The following is a 21,792-nucleotide window of genomic DNA, read 5'->3' on the forward strand; positions in this document are numbered from 1 at the left end:
CACGACGTCCCGGGAGGCCGACGGCACTCTATGCAGATCCTTTGGCAGATCACAACGGGGTCACGATGCACCCGCCATTGCGGTTACGAAGAGTGTGATCCACGACTCGGTCGGGTGAAACGACGCTGCGTAACAATTCCCGGGCGCTGACGATCCCTGTCGCGAGCACTTCTCTACGGCAACCGGGAGCTGGAATGCGCACGAGCGCGCGCCCCACCCCCGCCCCCGGACGGCCACCAGCCGACCAGGGTGCGGCGGCGCGTCGACCGATCTGGCTCACGGCCACCCTGCTGGCCTGCGCACTCGCCGCGATCCGGATCGCCATGGTCGCGCTGTCGCCCTACGCCACGGCGGCCGGGCTGTTCGACGACGACGCCTTCTACTACTTCGGCGTAGCCGGACATATCGCCGCGGGCGACGGTTCGACGTTCAACGGGCTCGACCCGACCAACGGATATCACCCTCTGTGGCTGTTGCTACTGGTACCGGTCTTTTCGATCACCCACGGTAAAGTCGCATTGGTTGCTGTGACGCTGGTCTCATCCGCACTGGCCATCGCCTCGGCCCGCCAGATCGACCGGATCGGGCTGTTCACCGGCCGTCCGGTGCTGGTGACGCTGTGTGCGGCGCCGCTGCTGGTGGTCGGCGCGGCGGGCCCGTCGTTCTGGTACTCGGGCATGGAGACCGGGCTGCTGCTCTTCGCCCTGCTCTGGCTCGCCGCGACCTACGTGCGCACCGACGGCTTCGCGGCCCCGGACTTCGGCCCGGCGGGCGCGCGGGCGGTGGGCGCCCTGATGGCGCTGGCCGTGCTCGCCCGGCTCGACACGGTCTTCCCGATGGCGGTGCTCGGCGTGGTCGCCGCGCTCACCTGGGCGCGCTCGGGCAAGCCGTGGCTGCGCCTCGCGCTGTGGGTGGCGCTGTTCCCGGCGGTCGCGCTCGCCGCCTACCTGGCGGTGAACCAGGCCCTGTTCCACACGCCGCTGCCGGTCTCCGGGCAGGCGAAGGCGCTCGGCGGGTCGGGGCTCAACCTCGACGTCGTCCGCCAGTTCTTCACCTCGCCGGTGCTCTTCGGCCAGTCCACCTGGCTGGGCGCGATCGGGCTGGTCGTGGTGCTCGGCGCGCTCGCCGTCCGGGCGACCGGGCGGCTCGGCCTGGCCGCGCGGTTCGGCGCGGTCGTGCTGACCGGCGGTGTTCTCACTGTGGGTTACTACGCGTTAACCTCCTCGTGGCAGCTGTGGCCCTGGTACTTCTCGTCCGCGCCGCTGGCGGTCGCGCTCGCCGGGCCCGCGCTGCTGGCCAGGTGGGCCGGCTCGGTCCCGCTGCGCCGGCCCGCCGCGGTGGCCCTGGTGCTGCTCGTGGTCGCCACGACCGCGGCCAACGGTGTGCGCTCGACCACTGGGACGGTGCCGCGCTCGGCCTTCATCGAGGCCGGTCCGGCGGTGGCCGCCCAGATCGACGCGCTCACCCCGCAGGGCGCGCCGATCGCGATGGGCGACCGCGCCGGCAGCGTGGGCTACCACCTGCGGCGACCGCTCGTGCACCTGGAAGGCCTGGTCAACTCGGCCGAGTACCTCACCGCGCTCAAGGACGGCACCGTCCACCAGTTCCTGGCCCGGCGCGGCGTGGCGCTCTACGCGCGCGGCGACAACGAGCCGGGCGCGCCCGACCCGGCCAACCCCGGATGTGTGCGGTTCACCGAACCGCAACAGGGGGGCGGTACGAAGGTGGGCATAGTGGTGTGTGACCGGGACCTACTGGTTACAACCCCTGTGGGGGACGGTACGTCCTACCGAGTGTGGCGATATCGCGCGAACCTCAACCCCTAGGTGGCTCGTTAGACCATCTGGCCGAGCGAGGTCGCGCATGGGATCACATGGAGTAACGACTTTTCGTTCGATCGCGATGATTCAACAAGTAGGCAGCCGGACCTGTTGCTCGGTGTCACGTCGTGTGTTGGGGCGCAGATGGACTTCTTCAAGACACTGCTGGTAATGCTCAAGCGGTGGTACGTCGCGCTCCCGGTCTTCGCCGTCACGGTCGGCGCAGCGGGAGCGGTGTACGCCGCAATGCCACTGCACTACGAGTCCAGTGGCGTCATCGTGCTGACCTCGCCGTCCAGCGGGCCGACGAGTGTGACCGACAAGGTCAACGGCCAGACGAACCCGCTGCTCGCGTTCGAGACCAGCCTGTCCATCTCGGCCTCGATCGTGATCCAGAGCATCAACACCCCCGAGGTGGTGAAGTCGCTCGGGGCGGACAAGCCGGATCACACCTTCGTGCTGACCGGCGGCTCCGACGGCGGCCCGTTCATCACGGTCAAGACCGAGAGCGCGTCCGAAGAGGGCGCCCGCCAGCTGGCGATCCAGGTGCTGGACCGGGTCAAGGCGGAGCTGGCCAAGCGGCAGCAGGCGCTCAACGCCCCGGTGAGCACGTTCATCGGGGTCGACGACGTCGTGCCGCCGACCAAGCCCGAGCCGCTGCGCGGCGGGAAGCTGCGCGGTGCCGCGGTCGCCCTGGTGCTCGGTCTGGTCGCCAGCCTCGCCGCGGTCTACGGCCTGGAGACGATCAAGGCCCGCCGCCGCAAGCGCGACGAGGACCTCGACGACGCCGACGGGGCCGAGGACACCGCGGACGAACCGGTCGAGGACGAGCCGCGCGTCGAGCCGACCCGCCGCGCGGAGCCCGAGGCCCGCCCCGCGACCGGCTCGCTGCCCAAGGTCACCCGCACCCCGCAGCCGCTGCGCGAGGAGCCCCGCCAGCCGGTCACCAACTCCGAGCGCACCCAGGTGCTGCGCCCGGCCAAGGTCGAACCGGGCAACCAGAGCGCGCCCAACGGCAGGCCGATCCCGGCCCAGGCGAACGGCAAGCCGGTCAACGGCGCGGCCAAGCCCGCCACCGGCGCGCCGACCAAGAACGCCGCCCCGGTGGCCGGTCCGGCCACGACCAAGGTCCCGCCGGTCGCCGCTCCCGCGAAGAGCGCGCAGCCGGGGCAGGCCTCCCAGCCGAGCACCCCCGTCAAGGCCGGCCAGGTCCAGGGCAACCTGGGCAAGACCGGTCAGGCACCGGCCAAGACCCCGGGCACCCCGGTGGCGCCGCCCGCCAACGGCAAGCCGCCCGCGCGCCGCTCGGGCAACTGGCCCGGTGAGGAGTACCGCGAGCCGCCGACGGTGCGGGTGAAGCCCGCGCAGACGCCGCCCGAACCCCGCGGCTGAACCGGTGCTCCCCGACCACGTCGGCAAGCGCTCGCGCGCCGACGGAGCCACCATCGCGGGCGTCTACGCGCTGGCGATGACCGTGATCCCGGCGGCGCTGGTGATCAAGGGCCTGCCCATGTCGCTCGCCCCGGGCGTGGCGATCGGCCTGGTGATGGGCGTGCTCTGGTTCTGCGCGCAGCTGGTGACCACGCTCGGTGTGGCCAAGGGCCGCAACGCCGCGCGCACCGCGCTGTTCCTGTTCGCCTGCTCGCAGCTGGCCACCTACGGCTACGCCACCTACGGCTACCTGCCCGGTGACGAGCTCGCCGCCGCCGACCGGACGCTGATCACCGTGGTCGCGGTGACCGCGGTCGGCATCGCGGTGTGCGACGGGGTGCGCGGGCTGGCCCGGATCGACCGGCTGCTCAAGATCATGATCGTCGGCGCGACCTTCATGGCCTTCGTCGGGATCCTGCAGTTCATGGCGGGCCTGGACCTGACCCAGTACCTCAACTTCCCCGGGCTGCGCTCCAACGGCACCCTCTCGCACGTGCTCGAGCGGTCCAACTTCCGCAGGCCCGCGGGCACCTCCGGGCACCCCATCGAGTTCGGCGTGGTCTGCGCGATGACCGTGCCGCTGGCCCTGCACTACGCGCTGCGCGGGATGGACCACGGCGGCCAGCAGAAGCGCTGGTGGCTGTGCCTGGCCATCCTGGCGGTGGCCTCCATGCAGTCGCTGTCGCGCTCGGCGGTGCTCGGCCTGGCCATCGCGGCGATCTTCATCGTCCCGGCGATGGCGCCCAAGCGCCGGGTCCGCGCCATCTACGCGATCGTGCTGTTCATGGGCGCGATGCGGGTGATGGTGCCCGGTCTGGTCGGCACCCTGGTCAGCCTGTTCACCAGCATCAGCGTCGACCCGAGCGCGGAGAGCCGCCGCCGGGCCGTCGAGCGGGCGGGCAAGGAGATCCCGAACCACCTGTGGCTCGGCCGCGGCATGGGGACCTACCTGCCGGAGAAGTACGGCTGGCTGGACAACCAGTACCTGGGCACGCTGGTGCAGAACGGGGTCATCGGCCTGACGCTGCTGATCTTCATCTACCTCGCCGGGATGTACTGCGCCGTGCGGGCCCGGCTGGCCAGCAAGGACCCGCGGATCCGCGACCTGGGCATCACCATCGCGGCCTGCATCGCGGTGCCCGGAATCTCCTCGGCGACCTTCGACCTGATCGGCTTCGCCGTGGCCACCGGCTACACCTTCCTGCTGATCGGGGCCGCGGGCGCGCTCTGGCGCACCGTCCAAGAACAGCCAGGTGGGATTCCGCCACTTCTCGGCGCGCAGGCGCAACGGCCGAGGCGGTTGCAGCGACGCCAACACCGGGAGTCGGGCGCGTCCGCCGACCCCGGGTCTGACAGCTCCGAGAAACCCGAGAAATCCGAGGTGCACGCGTGACCGCAGACGCCCCCGAGGCGCCGCAGAGCACGAGCAGTCCCAGCACCGTCGGCGGGAAGGTCGGCCGCGGCGCGCTGTGGAGCCTGCTCAACACCGTCGTGCTGCGGTTGGGCACGCTGGTCTCGGGCATCGTCCTGGCCCGGCTGCTCAGCCCGTCCGACTACGGCGTGTTCGCCGTGGCCCTGGTCGCGGTGACGCTGCTGCAGGCGTTCAACGAGCTCGGCGTGAGCCTGGCGCTGGTGCGCTGGGAGCGCGACGTGCGCGAGTTCGCGCCGACGGCGATGACCATCGCGGTCGGCACGTCCACCGCCCTCTACGCGCTGGTGTTCCTCGGCGCGCCCGCGTTCTGCGACCTGATGGGCAGCCCGGACGCGGTGGCGGTGGTCCGGGTGCTCTGCCTGGCGGTGATCTTCGACGGGATCGCGGTGGTCCCGGCGGCGATCCTGAACCGGGAGTTCCTGCAGCGCACCAGGTTCCTCTGCGACGCGGCGGCGTTCGTGGTGGTCACCAGCGTGACCATCTCGCTGGCCTCCTCCGGCGCCGGGCCGATGAGCTTCGCGGCCGGGCAGATCGCGGGCAACCTGGTCTCGGTGAGCTGCTACCTGTGGCTGTGCCCGGTGAAGGTGCGGCCCGGCTGGAACCCGGAGGTGGCCAGGGACCTGATCCGGTTCGGTCTGCCGCTGGCCGCGGCGAGCCTGCTGGTGCTGTCGGTGACCAACGTGGACAAGATCGTGATCGGCTCGCTGGCCGACGAGGCCGCGCTGGGCCTCTACGTGATGGCGTTCAACCAGTCCAGCCTGCCGCTGCAGGTGTTCTCCGAGGCCGCGCGGCGGGTGTCGCTGGCCGGGTTCTCCCGGCTGGTCAACGACAAGCGGGCGCTGGAGCAGGCGCTCGCGCGCGGGGTGGGGCTGCTGATGGCCGCCTCGATCCCGGTGTGCGCGCTGCTCGCCTGCTACGCCACCCCGATGCTGCACGTGGTCTACGGCGAGAAGTGGATCCCGGCCGCGGTGGCGCTGCAGTTCTTGGCGGGCCTGGGTTTGCTGCGCATCCTGCTGTTCATCGGCTACGACCTGCTGGTCGCCCTCGACGGCAACCGGGTGCTGATCGGCCTGCAGGCGCTCTGGTTGGGCACGATGCTGCCCGCGCTGATCCTGGGCACGCACCTCGACGGCATCCGCGGCGCGGCCATCGCGCAGGTGGCGGTGGCCGCGGTGGTCGTGGTGCCCGCGTTCCTGCTCGTGATCAAGCGCCGTGGGCTGCGGCTCAAGCCCGCGCTGCTGGCCTGCCGCCGACCGGTCGTCGGCGGGCTGCTCGTGGTGGCCTCGGCCCTCGTGGTGCACAACGTGTTCGACAACCCGTGGGCCAAACTCCTCATCGGCGGTCTCGCGGCCGTCGCCGTCTACCTCCCGGTGGTGTACCCGATGCGTGCGATGCTCCCCGGCCGTGCCGGAGCGACGGCATGACCGCCCCCCTCAAGGACCGCGGCGGCGTCTCCGCGACCGTCCGCCGCGCGCTGCGCGACGCGTTCGGCCTGTGGCCGATGCACGAGGCCAAGAACCGGATCACCCTGGGCAAGCGGCTGCCCGAGCTGCGCGCGTTCGAGGACGCGCAGGTCGCCCGGTTGCGCACCGCGGTCGGCGACCGGCCGGAAACCCTTGTCACGACGGTGATGCCGACGTTCAAGCGGCCCAAGCTGCTGCCGGACGCGGTCGAGTCGGCGCTGGCGCAGACGGTCACCGACCAGCTGGTGATCGTCGTCGACGACGGCGGCGGCCTGCCCGCGCTGCCGGACGACCCGCGCCTGGTCGCGGTGAGCCTGGCGCGCAACTCCGCGGTGCTCGGCCTGGTGCGCAACGTCGGCATCCGGCTCACCCGGTCGCGCTACATCGCCTTCCTCGACGACGACAACACCTGGCGCGAGGACCACCTGGCGCACGCGCTGACCGCCCTGGGCCGCGGCGCCGACCTGGTCTACTCGGCCGTCGAACGCCGCCGCGCGGACGGGACGGTGCTCGACGTGCTGTCCGAACCCTTCGACCGCAAGACGATGGCCGACGACTCGCCCTACGTCGACTCGAACTCCATCGTGCTGCGCCGGTCCGACGACGTGCTGTTCAGCAGGCTGCCGCGGGTGAAGGCGACGCTTCCCAAGGAGGACTGGGAGTTCGTCTACCGGATGGCCAAGACCCGGGTGGTCGCGCACGTGCCGGAGCCGACCGTGCGGTACCTGGTCAACGAGGCCAGCTACTACACGACGTGGCAGCCGGAGCAGCCCCAGTAGCCGCCCGGGTCTCCGCAGCCCTCCGTTCTCCTGAGCCCTCAGATCACGGTGAGGGTCAGCCGCGCCGTGTAGGTGCCCGCCGGTGCGCTGGTGGGCACCTTGAGCGCGATGTCCGCGGACAACCGCGCGGTTCCGTTGCCCGCCAGGGCGAGCGCGGTCGCCATGGTGCGGCTGTCGCGCAGTCCCCGTCCCGCGGGTGCGACGTCCGTCAGGCCGATAGCGTCGGCCGGGTCGACCCGTGGGCCCGCCGTGATCGCCTGGACCGGTGACTGCTCGACGATCCGCGGCGCCCAGCCCAGGTTGGCGCCGTTGATCAGGTCCGCGCCGCCGGCGAAGTCGGTCACCTGACCGGAGGCGTTCCAGCCGGGGTTGCCCGCCCGGGTGTCGGTGACCGTGATCGGGTTCAGCGATCCGGCCGTGCTGCGCAGGGATCCGTCCGGGGCCAGGACGGGCGGTGGCAACACGACGTCCTGGTCGGCGACGCTGATGGTCAGCGCACCCGGGACCACGGTGGTGGTGATGTCCACTGTGGCCGGACCGCTCGACGCGACGATGGTCATCGGGACCGGCGCGGACTCCGACACCGCCCAACGGTCCGTGGGCGGCACGAACTGCGCCACGACGCCGTAGGTGCCGAGGTCTGGTGGGACCTCGTCGCGCACGGTGGCGACACCGCCGACCACATCCGCCCGGTAGACCGGGCCGAGGCCGCGGGTGTCCCGGAAGAAGAAGTACACCTTGCCGGTGGCCTCGCGAGGGCTCACCGTCGCGCGCAGCTCGAACGGGCTGCCCACGACGACGATCTCAGCCGCGCGGCGCTCGAGGGTGACCGCGACGGGTTCGGGATCGGTGACCAGCAGGTCCAGCGGTGCCGAGGTGGAGTCCCCGACCTCCGGAACGGTCCCGACGAACTCGGCGACGACGCTGCGCGTACCGAGCGGGTAGCTAACCCGGGTTGTCGCGACGCCGTCGACCACCGGTTTCCAGAGCTCACCCAACGGCGTGCCGTCACGGAACCTGAGCCGCCCGGCAGCGGAGGGCGGGGAGACGGTCGCGGTCAGGGTTACCGGGTGGTAGGGCGCTAAGCGCGGGTTGTCCGGCGTGACGGACACCGTGACCGTCGTGGGGACCGGTGGCTGCGGCCAGATCGACCACCTCGTCGCACTGTTGAGGTAGATGTCGGTGCTGAAGCTGTTGAACACCTCGGTCCCGAAGTTCGCCGTGCAGGTGAGCGTGACCGTGTAGGTACCGCGGGTCAGCAGGCGGCCGTAGGCGGCGAACGGCGCTGCCTGGTGTGCGGTGAACGGTTCCGTGATCGACACCGGGTCGGAGGACCAGAGGTTCAGGTCCTCGGCGTACCCGTTCGGGCCGCGGGCGGTGAGCTGGTAGGTCGTGGCACCCACCGCGCACGGGCCGGAGGTGCGGTAGGTGATACCGGTGTCCTCTGTGGTGCCGCCCGACAGCGTCGGGGTGAGGGTGCCGTCCGCGGCGGCCGCGGCGGTGCCGGTCAGGCTGAGCACCGCGGTGCACGCCAACACAACCGCGCCGACGGCGATCCGCCGCAGGGTGTTCTTCGACGCTGCCAGCGCAATGTACCTAGCCACGTACCCAGCCATGTCTTACGTCGCTCCCCCTCGCGCACGCGCGCGTTGCCGCGATCCTGCGCGGACCGGGTGACCAGGTGAGGCGACGCAGGTGAGCAGCAGACGAACCCGTGCAACCCTGGTGGTCGGTGCGGGCGTGAGTAACCCGTAGCTACGCACCCAGGGGGTTCGATGGACGATCGGGACAGGGGCTTCGCCGAGTACTTCGCGGCGCGGTCCGGGGCCATGCGCGGCACGGCGTTCCTGCTGTGTGGTGACTGGCACCGAGCCGAGGACCTCGTGCAGACGTCGTTCGTCAAGCTCTACCGCGTGTGGAACCGGATCTCCGAGCACGGCAAGCTCGACGCCTACACCCGGCAGATCCTCGTCCGCACCTTCCTCGACGAGACCCGCCGCGGGTTCTTCCGCCGCGAGCAGGTCACCGACGAGCCCGGCGACTGGGCCGCCCCCGCGCAGGGCAGCCCGGAAGACCGGATGGTGCTGCTGCGGGCACTGGCCAGAGTGCCCGCGCGGCAACGCGCCGCACTGGTCCTGCGGTACTGGGAAGACCTTTCCTTGGAGGAGACCGCCCGAGCGCTCAAGTGCTCCACCGGCACGGTGAAGAGCCAGGCGTCGCGCGGCCTGGTCAACCTGCGCGCTCTCCTCCCCGCCACCACCGCAGCCCTCTGAGAGGACCCCATGGACGAGCACGAGGTGCGCCACGCCCTGCGCGGCGCGATGGACGGGATGGCAACGCCCCCGGCCATGAACAGCAGTGCGGTGCTGGACGCCGCGAAGCACGACCAACGGCGCAGGCGGGCCACCCTGGCCGGCCTGGGCAGTGCGGCCGCCGTGGCCGCGATCGCCGCAGGGGCGGTGCTCCTGCCCGGACTCGGCGGCACGGACAGCGGCCCGGCGGTCGCCGAGGGCGCCGTGGGGACGATCACCACGAGCCCGTCCGCGACCAGCCGGTCGACCAAGCCCACAAAGCCGACCAGGACCGGTACGACGTCGGGCACCATGAGCCCTGGTGGCCACACGCAGTCCAGCGGACCGCAGGAAGACCTGGCCGTGCGGCTGACCGACACCCTGCTGGGATCGGTGCCCGCGGGTCTGACCTCGCCGCCCGGGGTGATGGGCGAGTCCTTGCAGGGACCGTGGGCCCTCCGCCACCACCAGGCCACCACCGGTGAGGGCGGGGTCGGCTGGGAGTACCAGGCACACATCCCGGTCGGCACCGGGGACGGCAAGTGGGGCAGGCTCAGCGCCGAGGTCCACCACGGCGAGAGCGCCCTGGACGGCTGCGCGCTGACCCAGAGCTACTGGGGCATGGGCGGGACCTGCTCGCTGGTCGACGTCGACGGCAAGAAGGTCGGCGTGGTCACCAAGCCGGGCGTGGACAAGCGACTGGACCAGTGGGCGGCCTACAAGCACCCGGACGGCACCGTCGTGTTCCTCGCGCAGGCCAAGGGGTACTTCGCCGCCCAACTGCCCGGCATCGCCAACGAGCCGTTCACCGTCGAGCAGCTGGCCCGACTCACCACCGAACCGAAGTTCACCCTGCGCTAGCCACCACCCAGAGGAGGCCGTCGGTCCACTGTGGACCGGCGGCCTCTTCGCGTGTGCCGAAGTGGCCGTTTTGTCCGAAACTTCCGTAGAGTGGTGGCGTCGGGTACCCGATCACCTACTCAGGGAGAGAATGACCGGTGGTCTTCAAGAAGATGCTGCAGAAGTTCGGCGTTGGCGGCCCGACGGTGGACACCGTCCTGTCCGACCCACGCGGCGTACCGGGCGGACCGCTCAACGGCGAGGTCCGCCTGACCGGCGGCGAGGCCGACGCCGAGATCGAGCACATCGCACTGTCCCTGGTCACCCAGTCGACCGCCCGCCAGGTCGAATTCCACCGAGCAGTCGTCTCCGGCGCGACCCGACTGCGAGCGAAGGAACAGCGAACGGTCCAGTTCACCCTGCCACTCCCCTGGGAAACACCGGTGACCGAGGTGTCCGGCCAGCCACTACCGGGCATCTCACTCGGACTGCGCACGGAACTGTCGATCGCGAAAGCGGTGGACAAGGGCGATCTGGACCCGGTCTACATCGCCCCACTGCCGTCGCAGGACGCTGTGCTCGACGCTTTCGGGGAACTCGGATTCCACTTCAAGTCGGTATCGCTTGAGGGCGGACAGGCTTATGGGGTTCGGCAGGAACTGCAGTTCTACCAGGAGATCGAGTTCTACCCGCCGCCGCAGTTCGCTGGTGGCGTGAGCGAGGTGGAACTGAGCATCATTGCCTCGGCGGCCGGCGTGACGGTTTTGCTGCAGGCGGACAAGCGATTCGGCGGGACTGGGGTTGGGCGGTTCCAGGCTTCGCACGAGGAGGCCCAGGCGCAGGATTGGGCTGCGGTTGTGGGGTCTTGGCTGGAGCAGACTCTGGCTGGGCGGCAGGCGCAGCAGGGATTTGGGCAGCAGGGGTATGGGCAGCAGGGGTATGGGCAGCAGGGTTACGGCCAGCCTGGCTATGGACAGCCGGGGTACGGGCATCCGGGGCAGCACCAGCGGCGTGGGCCTGGGATGGGCGGGATGGTTGCCGGGGTCGCGGGTGGCCTGGTCGGCGGCATGATCATCGGCGACATGCTGGACGGCGGACTCATTGACGGGGACGACGGCGGCGGCGAAGAGTTCTGAGGCACCACCCTCGCCCTAGCACTTGCATTCCCTTGCCCTAGCACTCACTTGCACTGGCATTTGCACTCGCATTTGCCCTTGGCTTGTCGCTCTCTAAAGGCCAAGCCCCACGCTACGCAACACCCGCTACGCCAGTGCTCGATTCAGTGGACTCACTTCGTGCGGGGGGAGAGTACCGCTAAACTTGCCGTGTGGTGGGGAATGCCCTTCACCCGCCCTTTTTTCACCACCGCGGTGCTCTAGGGGCCCCGCACGAAGTGAGTTCACTGAATCGAGCTCGCTCTTAAGTCGGGCAACCTGGATGAGCTACACCCAGTTTAGGACGCGTAGCTCATACAGGTTGCCCGACTAAGACGCAGGCTCGATCTGGCGAACTCCCTTTGCGCGGGGCCCCTAGAGCACCGCAGTGGGGAAAAAGCGTGGGGTGAAGGGCATCCCCACCACCAGGTCAAGGTTAGCGGCACTCCTCCCCCACACAAAGGGAGTCCGCCAGATCGAGCACATCCGTAACGGGTGTTGCGTTCCGTAGGGCTTGAGAATTAGGGATGAAGAGAAGAAGAGATCGAATGGAAGGAGAAACGGAGGGGAACGGACGGAGGCTGAGGCCAAGGGGCGGGGCGGGGCGGGGCGGGGCGGGGCGGGATGAGGGTGGCCGGGGGGGTTGGGCGGTTGGGTAGCCGGGTGGCCGGGGGGTTGGGTGGCTGGGTAGCCGGGGGGCTGGGCGGCTGGGCGGAGAAACGCCGAGAGACCCCAGGCCGTGGGCGCTGGGGTCTCTCGGTGTGTGTCTGCTTGAGTGTCTCTAGTTAGATTCCCTCGCGTTGCCAGCGGAGTACGCGGGCGTGCTGGCGGACTCGCCTGGCGGGGGCGGTGAGCACCAGCGGGGAGAGGGCACGGGCCTTGCGTGCGCCCAAGCGCTGGCGCAGGCGCAAGGTGTGCCATTCCGGCAGGCTCTCGATGTCGCCATGGGCCTCGCGGGCGAAGTCGATCAGTTCGGGGACCGGGTCGGTGTCGGCGCGGCCCTTGTCGAAGGCCCGGCCTGCCCTGCGGAGTGCGTCCCGGGCCAGGACCCTGCGGACCTGGCGGTCCATGTCGTGCTTGTCCGGGAGGTTGTTGTCCGTGCGCTCGCTGATCGCGGTGTAGGCCGCGAGGCGCTGGCGCAGGTCGTTGACCACCGACGCGTAGTACGCGGCCGACATGTTCTGGCCGTGCACGCGGTAGTACGCCTGGTCCACGCCACGCAGGTAGCCGACGTCCGCGTGCAGGGCGAAGCGCATCCACATCTCGATGTCGCCGGTGTGGCGCAGTTCCGGGTCGTAGCCGCCGAGCTCGCGCTGCAGCGAGGTGCGCACCACGACCTCCGGCGAAGTAATGCAACCTTCGCCGAGGGTGAACCGCCTGCGGAGCCAGGAAAGTCCGTTGTAGACGGTCCAGCCCTTGTCCTCGGTTCTGGCCATCGGCAGCGGCTCGCTGCCGTCCCAGTGCAGCGGGCGGCCGTAGACGAACCCGACCTCCGGGTGCGCGTCGAGCAGGCGGGTCGCCCGCCGGAGCGCACCCGGGGTCAGGGCGTCGTCGGCGGAGAGGAGAGCGCAGTAGTCCGCGCTCGCCCACTCCATCAGGCCCTCGTTGTAGGTGGCGATGTGACCCATGTTCCGCTCGTGCTCCAGAACGGTCACCCGGCTGTCCACATCGGACAGAGCGCGGGCCACATCGGCACTGCCGTCACCGGAGCAGTCGTCGATCACGAGCACCCGGACGTCCACGCCCGGCTGGTCGAGCACGCTGCGCACGGCGGTCGGCAGGACCGACCCGTACTTGTAGCACGGGATCACCACATCAACGCTGGCCACTGGTAAAGCCCCCTCGGGTCTACGAAATGCTCGTCGCGAACACTGCGTCGACCCAGTAGTTGGTTCCGTTACCGGATCCGTTCGGGACCAGGCCACCACTGCCGTAGCGGTAGAGGCCGTTGGGCGCCGCCTCCGAGCTCGCGGGCGCGGTGAGCGGCCCGTTCGTCCGGTCCGCGGTGAAGTACTGCCCGGTGTAGCCGTAGTGGCCCGCCGAGCCCCAGTAGGAGACCACGTAGCTGGTGCCCGCGGTCACCTGGACGGGCTGGGCGAAGGTGAGCGTCTGCCACCCGCTGCTCGACTCGGCGCTGAAGGTGCCGGTGGCCAGCTGGCCGCCCGCACTGCTCCACAGGGTTCCGGTGTGCGAACCGGGGTCGCCCGCGGTCTTGTAGAACCGGACACCGGTGATGTAGCCGTTCTGGCCCGGCGTGATCCGCATGCCCAGCTCCACGGTCGCGTCCGTGGTGCTGTTCGCGGGCTTGTCCGTCGGCCGGAACAGGCTGCACGGGCACTGGCCCGCGGCACCGGTGGTGAAGGTCCACGTGTACGCGCTGGGCATCGTGTTGCCCCAGGCGTCCGCGGCCCGGGCGCTCACCGTGAACGTCGCGTTGCCCGCCAGCACGGCGGTCGAGGCGAAGGTCACGCTGCGGCCGTCGGTGGCCACCTCGGTGGTGCCGCTGACCACGCCGACACCGTTCTGGGTCACCGAGAACTGCAGCGAGGCCGGGTTGATCGGCTCGGAGAAGTTCGCCGTGACACCGGTACCGGTGGACACGCCGGTCGCGCCGGAGGCCGGGGTGGTGGAGGAGACCGTGGGAGCGGTGTTGTCCGCGCCGTTGGTGTCGACCACCGGGTCGACCCAGTAGTTGTTGGCGTTGTACGAGCTGCTCGGGTAGCCGCCGCCGTAGACGTACACGCCGTTGCCGCCGCCCGCCGGGGAGCTGGGCGCGGTGAGCACACCGCGACCCGCGCCCTGCGCGGCGAAGTAGCCGTTGTCCACCGAGTAGTGCCCGTTGGGCGCCCGGTAGGAGGCGATGTAGGTCTGGCCCGCCTGGATCTGCAGCGGCTGGGCGAAGGTCAGCGTCTGCCAGCCCGAACCCGACTCGTTGGCGAAGGTCCCGGTCGCGAGGCGCTGGCCGGTGGTGCTCCAGATCGAGCCGGTGTGCGTGCCGGTGTTGTTGAAGTTCTTGTAGAACCGGACACCGGTCACGTTGGCACTGGCGCCGACGGTGAACTTGACGCCCAGCTCCACGTCGCTGGCGTCCCCGGCGTCCACCGTCGCGGGGGTCCGCGACTTGAACAGGTTGCACGGGCACGGCTGCAGGTTGGTGCCGGTGGTGAAGCTCCACGTCTTGGCCTGGGCCAGGGCGTTGCCGAAGCCGTCGGTGGCGTTGAGCGTCACCGAGTGCACCTTGTTCGCGGGCAGCAGGTCGGTCGGGGTGAAGGTGACCACCTTGTCGTCGACGCTGACCGAGCCCGGGATGGGGCTGCCGTTGGCGTTGACGGTGAACTGCACGCTGCCCGGGTCGACGGCCTCGTTGAACGTGGCCGAGATGCTGCCGTCGACGTAGGCGTTGGTGCCGCCGGAGGCGGGCGAGGTCGACTGGACCACCGGCGGGGTGTTGTCCGCGGTGTCGGTCGTGATGACCGCGTCGACCCAGTAGTTGCCGCCGTTGTACGAGCTGTTCGGGAAGCCGACGCCGTACTTGAACACGCCGTTGCCGCCGGGGGTGTTGCCGGTCGCGGGCGCGGTGAGCGGGACGATGCCCGCCCCCTTGCCGTTGAAGAACCCGGCGTCGACCGAGTAATGGCCGCTGGGCGCGCTGTAGGAGACCACGTAGGTCTGCCCGGAGCGGATCTGCTGCGGCTGGGCGAAGGTCAGCGTCTGCCAGCCCGAGGCCGACTCACCGCTGAACGTGCCGGTCGCCAGCTGCTGGCCCGCCGAGGTCCACAGCGTGCCGGTGTGCGTGCCGGTGTTCGTGGTCGCCTTGTAGAAGCGGACACCGGTGACGGTCGCGTTCACCGAGGTGTTGAACTTGGTGCCGACCTCGATCGGGGCGGTGTCGTTGCCGTCCACGGTGCCCGGCACCTGGGTGCCGAAGATCGTGCACGGGCACTGCTGCGCGCCGACGGTCGCGTTGCTGGTGACGGTGGCGCCCAGGTTGGCGCTGTCGTCGGAGGCGCGGACCTTGATGCTCACCTGGCCGAGCACGCTCGGGGTCCAGGCGTAGCTCCAGTTGTCCAGACCGGTCGCGCGGTGGTAGGTCGCGCCGCCGTCGACGGAGACCTCGACCGAGCCGACCTTGCCGCCGCCGCTGTCGACCGCGGTGCCGGTGATGGTGCGCGGGCTGCCCGCCGGGACGGTGCTGCCGTTGGCCGGGGACGTGATGGTGACCGTGGGACCGGTGGTGTCCGTGGTCTTGCTCGCGCTGAACATGCCCGACATCAGCGTCCTGGGCTGAGCGCCCATGTCCGCGAGCAGGTTGACGGTGGCCTGCTGGATCTGCGGGCTCACCGGCGCGGACGACGGGGCGCCCGCCGGGAAGGAGTGCTCCGCGTCCAGACCCCACGACCACTGCACCGAGGCCGAGCTGAACACCAGCGCCTTGCTGGTCGGGTCGCGGTAGAGCACGAGCTTGTGGTTGGCCGGACCGCCGGTGTAGAGGTTGCCGTAGTCCTGCAGCAGCTGACCGTTGTCCACGGTGACCGTGGTGTCCGACAGCGGCACCGAGCCCGCGGGGCGCAGACCGTTGTCCGGGTCACCGTCCCACTCGTAGCCCAGCGTGCCCGCGGACAGCGTGGTCGTGGTGGTCGCGGTCGCGATCGAGGTGTTGCGCCAGAACCGGTTGCGGCCGAAGGAGGCCGGGACCTGGATGGCGTCGGCGCGGTAGCCGTTGACGTTGAACAGCGTGCCGACGAGCGCGTTCTCCGGGCGGCCGCCGTCGGCCGGCGGCGAGGAGCGCGGGTCGCGCCAGGTGCCGGTCCACTCCGGGCTCGGGTCGATCTTCTGGCCGTTGGGCGCCTTGGTCTCCTTGTAGCAGACCAGGGTGCGCATCGCGGTGTTCGCGCCGTCGATGGAGTTCTCGAACCGGGTCTTCCAGAACATGGTGTTGCCCGAGGAGAAGACCAGGTTCACCCCGGCGGCCTTGGCCGACTCGATGCCCGCGCGCTGGGCGGCGTTGACGTACTCGTCGTGGCCGGAGGAGATGTAGACCTTGTGGTTCTTGAGCAGGTTCGGGTTGCGCGTGACGTCGACCCCGGACAGGTAGGTCACGTCGTAGCCGTTGCGCTCCAGGAACCGGATCATCGGGTACTCGGCGTTGAGGAAGTTCGAGGTGCCGCCGTTGCGGTACGGGCGGTTGTAGCTGACCTTGTACGCGCGGCCGTCGGACGACCCGGTGAAGCCACCCTCGTACAGGTTGTACTCGTTGACCCCCTCCTTGTCGCCGTACTTGTTGTAGGCCTGCCACGTCTGGTCGGAGGTCTGCACGACGATCTCGGAGGTGGAGGAGTCGTTGCGCACGACGAACGGGAACTCGCCCGCGCCCGCGCCGTCGTTGCGGATGAAGTTCGCGACGTAGAAGCCGGGGACCGCGGTGCTGGGGACGTACCAGCTCGTCGAGACCGCCCAGTTGCCGCAGTCGACCAGCCCGGACGCGGCCTGGTAGGCGCAGTTGGGCTGGGTCTGCGGGAGGTGGGCGGTGGGGGCCAGCGTCGTCTGCAGCCGACCACCGGTGCCGCCGTAGTAGCCCAGGCGGACGATGTCGACCTGGTAGTTCGTGCTCGGCGTCTTGATCTTGAAGTCCAGCCGCTCGCCGGGCTGGACGCTGGCGGCGGTGCCGAAGCCCTCGATGTCGCCGTAGTGGCTTTCGACCTTCCAGTCCTCCTGCGGCGTGCCGGGTTTGGAGTTCTCGCAGACGATCGGGTTGACCGGCGCGTCACAGGGACCGGCGGAAGCCGGCGAAGCGACGAGCACGGGCAGTCCGACGACGATCAAAACTCCTGTGAGGGCAGCGCGCACCCAGCGCCCCACCCGTCCCCGACCGCGTGCGTCGTGCATCGCACGGTCCATCCGAGCCTCCACGGTGAGTAACCGTATGTAGGGTTAAAGCATCAACTTGGCACCGAATAGGGGACGCGCGACAGGGGACGCGGTTCCTATTTACCCTCACATCGTTACAACATCCCACCCTGTTACCCCCGATGGGGGAAGGTAGTAGGTCCCGGACCAAGAACGGTCACCGACTGTCGCTACTGGACACACAGCTTTCGACCAAAGCCATTCCAGTCCAACGACCAAGGGTAGCCGGCACGACACGCGCTGACGTGGGCGCATCCCCCGCGCCCCTTGACCTGCGGGCAGGTCCGCCACCCGGCTACCCAGCGTCCACACGCGACTCCAGAACCAAACCGGGCGGTCGGAGTGAGGGGCGTCACCGGCGCGGAATCACCCGATCGACCCAGTGCGACAGCGGCCAACAGCGGTGCGGGTGGGTGAATACCCGAATGGCCGCCGACTTTCGTCGGCGGCCATTGCGAGAACGTGAAAAATCAGGCCCGGGTCAGCCCGTTGTCGTCGGCCGCGGGGCGGAAACGCAGTCCGCAGTCGGCGCAACGCAGTGCGTCATCGAGGCGAGCACCGCATTCGCAGACCCAGCCTTTCCGGCGCGCCGGGTTGCCCGCGACGAAAGCGTGCGGGGCGACGCTCTTGGTGACCACCGAGCCCGCGCCCGCGAAGGCGAAGGCGCCGATCTCAACACCGCACACCACCACGGTGCCCGCACCCAGCGTGGCGCCCCGCCGGACGACGGTGTCGACCAGCTGGTCCGGTCCCCGCTTGATCGCCGCGCGGGGGCGCAGGTCGTTGGTGAAGAGCACGTTGGGGCCGAGGAACACCTCGTCCTCACAGGTGACGCCGCCGAACACCAGGGTCCCGTTCTTCACCGTGACCCGGTCGCCCAGCACGGCGCCGGTCTCGACGAACGCGCCGTCGCAGATGTTGCAGTCGGCGCCCACCCGGGCACCGGGGAGCACGTGGGCGAAGGCCCACACCCGGGTGCCCGCGCCGACCTGGTCGCTCTCGCACAGGCCCTGGGCGTGCACGAACACCCCGGAGTCGACCGCGGTCACGAGCGCACCGCGTCCGCCACGACCGACACCACGCGCTCCTGCTGGGCCGGGGTGATCTCCGGGAACAGCGGCAGGCTCAGGATCTCGCGGCCGAGCAGCTCGGCGTTGGGGAAGGCGCCCGCGCCCAGGCCCAGGTCGGCGAACGCGCCGGTCAGGTGCACCGGGGTGGGGTAGTGGATGCCCGCGCCGATGCCCTCGGCGTGCAGCTTGCCCAGCACCGTGTCGCGGTCGGCGACCCGGACGACGTAGAGGTGCCAGACCGGCACGTTGCCCTCGGCGACCACCGGGGTGACCACGCCGTCCACCTCGGACAGCAGCGCGGTGTAGCGGTCGGCGGCCTCCCGGCGCGCGGCGTTCCAGCCCGCGAGCCTGCGCAGCTTCGCCGAGAGGACGACGGCCTGCAGGGTGTCCAGCCGGGAGTTGAAGCCCAGCACCGGGTGCTCGTACTTGCGCGGCGAGCCGTGCGCGCCGAGCAGCCGGACCCGCTCGGCCAGGTCGGCGCGCGAGGTGGTGACCGCGCCCGCGTCGCCGTAGGCGCCGAGGTTCTTGCCCGGGTAGAAGCTGGTGGCGGCGATATCGCCGAGCGAGCCCGCGGTCTCGCCGTGGCGGGTGGCGCCCTGCGACTGCGCGGCGTCCTCGACGATCGCGACGTTGGCGGGCAGCAGCGCGCGCAGCTTCTCGATCGGGGCGACCTGGCCGTAGAGGTCGACCGGCAGCACCGCGCGGGTGCGGGTGGTCACCGCGGCCGCGGCGGCGGTCGGGTCGATCAGCGCGGTGTCGGGGTCGCAGTCGACCAGGACCACGGTGGCCCCGGTGCGCGCCACGGCCTCGGCGGTGGCGATGAAGGTGTTGGCGGGCACGATGCACTCGTCGCCCGGGCCGATCTCCAGCGCGCGCAGCGCGAACTCGAGCGCGTCGGTGCCGTTGCCGACGCCGATGCAGTGCGCCGCACCGGAGAACTCGGCGTACTCCGCCTCGAAGGCGGCCACCTGCGGGCCGCCGACGAAGGCGGTCTTGGCGAGCACCTGGGACCAGCCCGCGGCCACCTCCTCCGCCACGGCGGCGTGCTGCGCGGCCAGGTCGACCAGGGGGATGGGGCCGGTCATGCGGTCTCCTCGCGAGGCTTCGGGCACGGTGCCCGGTCGATGAGTTGCTTGGCGGGCACGCCTGCCCAGGTCTGGCCGTCCGGGATGTCGGACAGCACGACAGCCCCCATGCCGATCACGGCACGGGCGCCGACGCGGACACCCTGGCGAACGAGCGAACCCGCTCCCAGGTACGCCGACTCGGCCACGGTCACCGCGCCCGCGAGCGCGGCCCGCCCGGCGCAGGTCACGAAGTCGCCGACGACGTCGTCGTGGGTGAACAGCACGTGCGGCATGGCCAGCACGTGCGCGCCGACCCGCTGCGGCGCGGTGATCACCGCCCCGGCGAGCAGCACGGTGCCCTCGCCGAGCTCGGTCCCGGCGGCCACCGAGGCCATCGGGTGGACCAGCGTGGCGTAGCGCTCGGCGGGCAGGTTGAGCCTGCGGACCACCTTGGCCCGCCCGTCCGGGCGGCCGGGGGAGGCGACGCAGACCAGCACGAGCGCGTCCTCGTGCTGGTGGACCAGCTCGGCCGGGCCGAGCACCTGCAGACCGTCCAGGGTGACCCCGTGCCGAACGGGGTCGTCGTCGAGCAGGCCGAGCGGGGTGAACTGGTCCGGCAGCGCGCGGGCGGCCGCCAGCACCTCCCTGGCCAGGCCACCGGCGCCGACCAAGAGCAACGGGCGAGTCACGTGCGCACCCACGCCGATCGGGACAGCTCGCGGTGCCAGACCTCGAGCGAGAGCAGCGTCCACAGCCGGGGCTGCTCGTTGCGGGTGCCCGCGTCGTGCTCGGTGAGCAGCTTGCGGACCGCCGCCGGGTCCAGCGCGCCGCCGACGAACGACGACGGGCCGGTGAGCAGGTCGTTGGCCATCTCGCGCAGGCCGTCGCGGAACCAGGCGTCCAGCGGCACCTTGAAGCCGGACTTGGCGCGGTCGACGACCTCGCCGGGCAGGTGCCTGCGCGCGACCTCCTTGATAACCCACTTGGTCACCCCGCCGCGCACCTTGACCGAGCTGGGCAGCGAGAACGCCAGCTCCACCAGCCGGTGGTCGAGGAACGGCGGCCGCAGCTCCAGCGAGGCGGCCATCGACATCCGGTCGCCGCGCTCGAGCAGGTTGTCGGCGAGCCAGGCGTGCGAGTCGGCGTAGAGCATCCGGCTCAGCGCGTCGCCGCGGCCGCGCTCGTACGGCGCGATCGCGCTGCGCACGGCGGGACCGCCGAGCAGCCCGTCGCGCTCGCGCTCGGTGAACGGGGCGAACCAGCCGCGCATCCGCTCCGCGGAGCTGCCCTCGCCCATCGCCCGGACCGCCACGCCCAGCCGCGCACGCGAGGCGGGCAGCGCGCGCTCGATGCGGGGCAGGATCCGGCCGCGCACCGCGCCCGGGACCAGCCCGGCCCAGCGGGTGGCGGCGGCGAAGCGGTACTTGGGGTAGCCGCCGAAGAGCTCGTCGCTGCCCTCGCCGGAGAGCACGACCTTGACCTCGCGGCGGGCCAGCTCGGCCAGCTTGAACACCGCCACGTCGGCGGGCTCGGACAGCGGCGCGTCCCGGTGCCAGCTCAGCTGCGCCCAGTTCTCCTTGAAGTCCTCGGCGGTGACGATCACCTCGTGGTGCTCGCTGCCGACGATGCCCGCCACCTTGCGCGCCCAGTTCAGCTCGTCGACCCGGGGGTCGCCGAAGCCGGCGGCGAAGGTGTGCAGGCCGGTACCGCCCTTGGCCTTGGCGGCCAGCGCGGAGATCAGGCTGGAGTCGATGCCGCCGGAGAGGTAGGCGCCCACCGGCACGTCGGCGACCAGCGCGTCGGCGATCGAGGCGTCGAGCGCGTCGGCCACCATCCGCACGGCCTCCTCCGGGGCCACCTCGCGGTGGTTCTCCTGGGGGATCTGCCAGTACGCGCGCAGCCGGACCTGGCCGTCGCGGCCCAGGGTGAGCCGGTGGCCCTGCGGCACCTTCCGCACGCCCTCGATCAGGGTGTACGGCGCGGGCACCGACCGGTGCGCGAGGTAGTCGTGCAGGCTGGCCCGGTCGACCTGGCGGTCGCCGATGGCCGGGAACAGCGCCTTGATCTCCGAGGCGAAGGCGAACACCTCGTTGTCGAGGTAGTAGTACAGCGGCAGGATGCCGAGCCGGTCGCGCACCAGGTGCAGCTCACCGGTGTCGGCGTCGTCGAGCGCGTAGGCGAACTGCCCGCGCAGCTTGTCCACCCCGTCGACGCCGTACTTCTCGTACACCGCCAGCAGCGTCTCGGTGTCGCCGCCGGTGCGGTACGGGTAGTCCACGTGCGAGCGCAGCTGCCGGTAGTTGAGGATCTCGCCGTTGAACGCGATCGTCTTGCGGCCGTCGTGGCTGCGCATCGGCTGCTGCGAGGCGCCCAGGTCGATGATCGAGAGCCGGGTGTGCGCGAAGCCGGTGCTCCCGTCGATCCAGGTCCCGGCGTCGTCCGGGCCCCGGTGGTGCAACCGCCTGGCCATCTCGACGAGCACGGCCGGGTCGACCGGCGCCCCGTCGAGCCTGCGCACTCCCGCGATTCCGCACATGA

At 70.8% G+C, this 21,792-nt stretch carries 15 protein-coding genes; 8 read left to right on the forward strand and 7 right to left on the reverse strand.

Annotated elements, in window-relative coordinates; all coding sequences use genetic code 11:
• The first annotated feature begins 194 nt into the window (after positions 1 to 194).
• From QSK30_RS09415 to QSK30_RS09435, 5 genes are all read left to right on the forward strand, one after another.
• Complete coding sequence (locus tag QSK30_RS09415) at positions 195 to 1,826, forward strand: hypothetical protein (RefSeq protein WP_285501419.1); 1,632 nt, start codon at positions 195 to 197, stop codon at positions 1,824 to 1,826.
• 138 nt (positions 1,827 to 1,964) lie between these two features.
• The gene (locus tag QSK30_RS09420) at positions 1,965 to 3,212 is read left to right on the forward strand and encodes a YveK family protein (RefSeq protein WP_285501421.1); all 1,248 of its coding nucleotides are present in this window, start codon (positions 1,965 to 1,967) and stop codon (positions 3,210 to 3,212) included.
• 4 nt (positions 3,213 to 3,216) lie between these two features.
• Positions 3,217 to 4,644 carry an O-antigen ligase family protein gene (locus tag QSK30_RS09425; RefSeq protein ID WP_285501423.1) on the forward strand — a complete coding sequence of 476 codons (1,428 nt, stop codon included), beginning with the start codon at positions 3,217 to 3,219 and terminating at the stop codon, positions 4,642 to 4,644.
• Positions 4,641 to 6,107 (forward strand): lipopolysaccharide biosynthesis protein, encoded by a 1,467-nt coding sequence (locus QSK30_RS09430; RefSeq protein WP_285501425.1) that lies wholly within the window; start codon positions 4,641 to 4,643, stop codon positions 6,105 to 6,107. The genes QSK30_RS09425 and QSK30_RS09430 overlap by 4 nt, the downstream gene beginning before the upstream one ends.
• On the forward strand, positions 6,104 to 6,925 hold the full coding sequence (locus QSK30_RS09435; RefSeq protein ID WP_285501427.1) for a glycosyltransferase family 2 protein: 822 nt from the start codon (positions 6,104 to 6,106) through the stop codon (positions 6,923 to 6,925). The genes QSK30_RS09430 and QSK30_RS09435 overlap by 4 nt, the downstream gene beginning before the upstream one ends.
• 38 nt (positions 6,926 to 6,963) lie before the next feature.
• Here the strand turns inward: QSK30_RS09435 and QSK30_RS09440 are convergent, their stop codons facing one another.
• Positions 6,964 to 8,529 carry an Ig-like domain repeat protein gene (locus QSK30_RS09440; RefSeq protein ID WP_285501428.1) on the reverse strand — a complete coding sequence of 522 codons (1,566 nt, stop codon included), beginning with the start codon at positions 8,527 to 8,529 and terminating at the stop codon, positions 6,964 to 6,966.
• A gap of 171 nt (positions 8,530 to 8,700) precedes the next feature.
• Here QSK30_RS09440 and QSK30_RS09445 point away from each other — a divergent pair, with 171 nt between their 5' ends.
• The 3 genes from QSK30_RS09445 to QSK30_RS09455 all read left to right on the forward strand — a co-directional run bounded on the left by QSK30_RS09445 (position 8,701) and on the right by QSK30_RS09455 (position 11,192).
• Positions 8,701 to 9,198, forward strand: a complete 498-nt coding sequence (locus tag QSK30_RS09445; protein ID WP_285501429.1) for a SigE family RNA polymerase sigma factor — start codon at positions 8,701 to 8,703, stop codon at positions 9,196 to 9,198.
• A gap of 9 nt (positions 9,199 to 9,207) precedes the next feature.
• A complete protein-coding gene (locus tag QSK30_RS09450; RefSeq protein ID WP_285501433.1) occupies positions 9,208 to 10,077 on the forward strand; it encodes a hypothetical protein in 870 nt (289 codons plus the stop codon).
• A gap of 137 nt (positions 10,078 to 10,214) precedes the next feature.
• Positions 10,215 to 11,192, forward strand: coding sequence for a sporulation protein (locus tag QSK30_RS09455; protein WP_285501436.1), 978 nt, complete (start codon positions 10,215 to 10,217; stop codon positions 11,190 to 11,192).
• An 803-nt stretch (positions 11,193 to 11,995) separates the two neighbouring features.
• Here the strand turns inward: QSK30_RS09455 and QSK30_RS09460 are convergent.
• The 6 genes from QSK30_RS09460 to asnB form a co-directional block, all read right to left on the reverse strand.
• A complete protein-coding gene (locus QSK30_RS09460) occupies positions 11,996 to 13,039 on the reverse strand; it encodes a glycosyltransferase family 2 protein (RefSeq protein ID WP_285501438.1) in 1,044 nt (347 codons plus the stop codon).
• Positions 13,040 to 13,058: 19 nt separating this feature from the next.
• On the reverse strand, positions 13,059 to 17,012 hold the full coding sequence (locus QSK30_RS09465) for a DUF4082 domain-containing protein (protein ID WP_285501440.1): 3,954 nt from the start codon (positions 17,010 to 17,012) through the stop codon (positions 13,059 to 13,061).
• Positions 17,013 to 17,587: 575 nt separating this feature from the next.
• Positions 17,588 to 18,166, reverse strand: coding sequence for an acyltransferase (locus QSK30_RS09470; RefSeq protein WP_285501441.1), 579 nt, complete (start codon positions 18,164 to 18,166; stop codon positions 17,588 to 17,590).
• Positions 18,163 to 19,272 (reverse strand): DegT/DnrJ/EryC1/StrS family aminotransferase, encoded by a 1,110-nt coding sequence (locus QSK30_RS09475; protein ID WP_285501443.1) that lies wholly within the window; start codon positions 19,270 to 19,272, stop codon positions 18,163 to 18,165. Before QSK30_RS09475 ends, QSK30_RS09470 begins: the two co-directional genes overlap by 4 nt.
• Positions 19,269 to 19,943: an acetyltransferase gene (locus QSK30_RS09480; protein ID WP_285501444.1), complete on the reverse strand. Its 675-nt coding sequence runs from the start codon at positions 19,941 to 19,943 to the stop codon at positions 19,269 to 19,271. Before QSK30_RS09480 ends, QSK30_RS09475 begins: the two co-directional genes overlap by 4 nt.
• Positions 19,940 to 21,790 carry an asparagine synthase (glutamine-hydrolyzing) gene (gene asnB, locus QSK30_RS09485; protein ID WP_285501447.1) on the reverse strand — a complete coding sequence of 617 codons (1,851 nt, stop codon included), beginning with the start codon at positions 21,788 to 21,790 and terminating at the stop codon, positions 19,940 to 19,942. The genes QSK30_RS09480 and asnB overlap by 4 nt, the downstream gene beginning before the upstream one ends.
• Between the last annotated feature and the right edge of the window lie 2 nt (positions 21,791 to 21,792).

The sequence above is a fragment of the Actinokineospora sp. NBRC 105648 genome (assembly GCF_030269645.1).
Lineage (GTDB): Bacteria > Actinomycetota > Actinomycetes > Mycobacteriales > Pseudonocardiaceae > Actinokineospora.

Excerpts from the sequence above, each read along its gene's own strand:
- QSK30_RS09415 (WP_285501419.1), top strand. The coding sequence starts at position 195 with ATGCGCACGAGCGCGCGCCCCACCCCCGCCCCCGGACGGCCACCAGCC.
- QSK30_RS09420 (WP_285501421.1), top strand. The coding sequence starts at position 1,965 with ATGGACTTCTTCAAGACACTGCTGGTAATGCTCAAGCGGTGGTACGTC.
- QSK30_RS09435 (WP_285501427.1), top strand. The coding sequence starts at position 6,104 with ATGACCGCCCCCCTCAAGGACCGCGGCGGCGTCTCCGCGACCGTCCGC.
- QSK30_RS09445 (WP_285501429.1), top strand. The coding sequence starts at position 8,701 with ATGGACGATCGGGACAGGGGCTTCGCCGAGTACTTCGCGGCGCGGTCC.
- QSK30_RS09450 (WP_285501433.1), top strand. The coding sequence starts at position 9,208 with ATGGACGAGCACGAGGTGCGCCACGCCCTGCGCGGCGCGATGGACGGG.
- QSK30_RS09475 (WP_285501443.1), bottom strand. The coding sequence starts at position 19,272 with ATGACCGGCCCCATCCCCCTGGTCGACCTGGCCGCGCAGCACGCCGCC.
- asnB (WP_285501447.1), bottom strand. The coding sequence starts at position 21,790 with ATGTGCGGAATCGCGGGAGTGCGCAGGCTCGACGGGGCGCCGGTCGAC.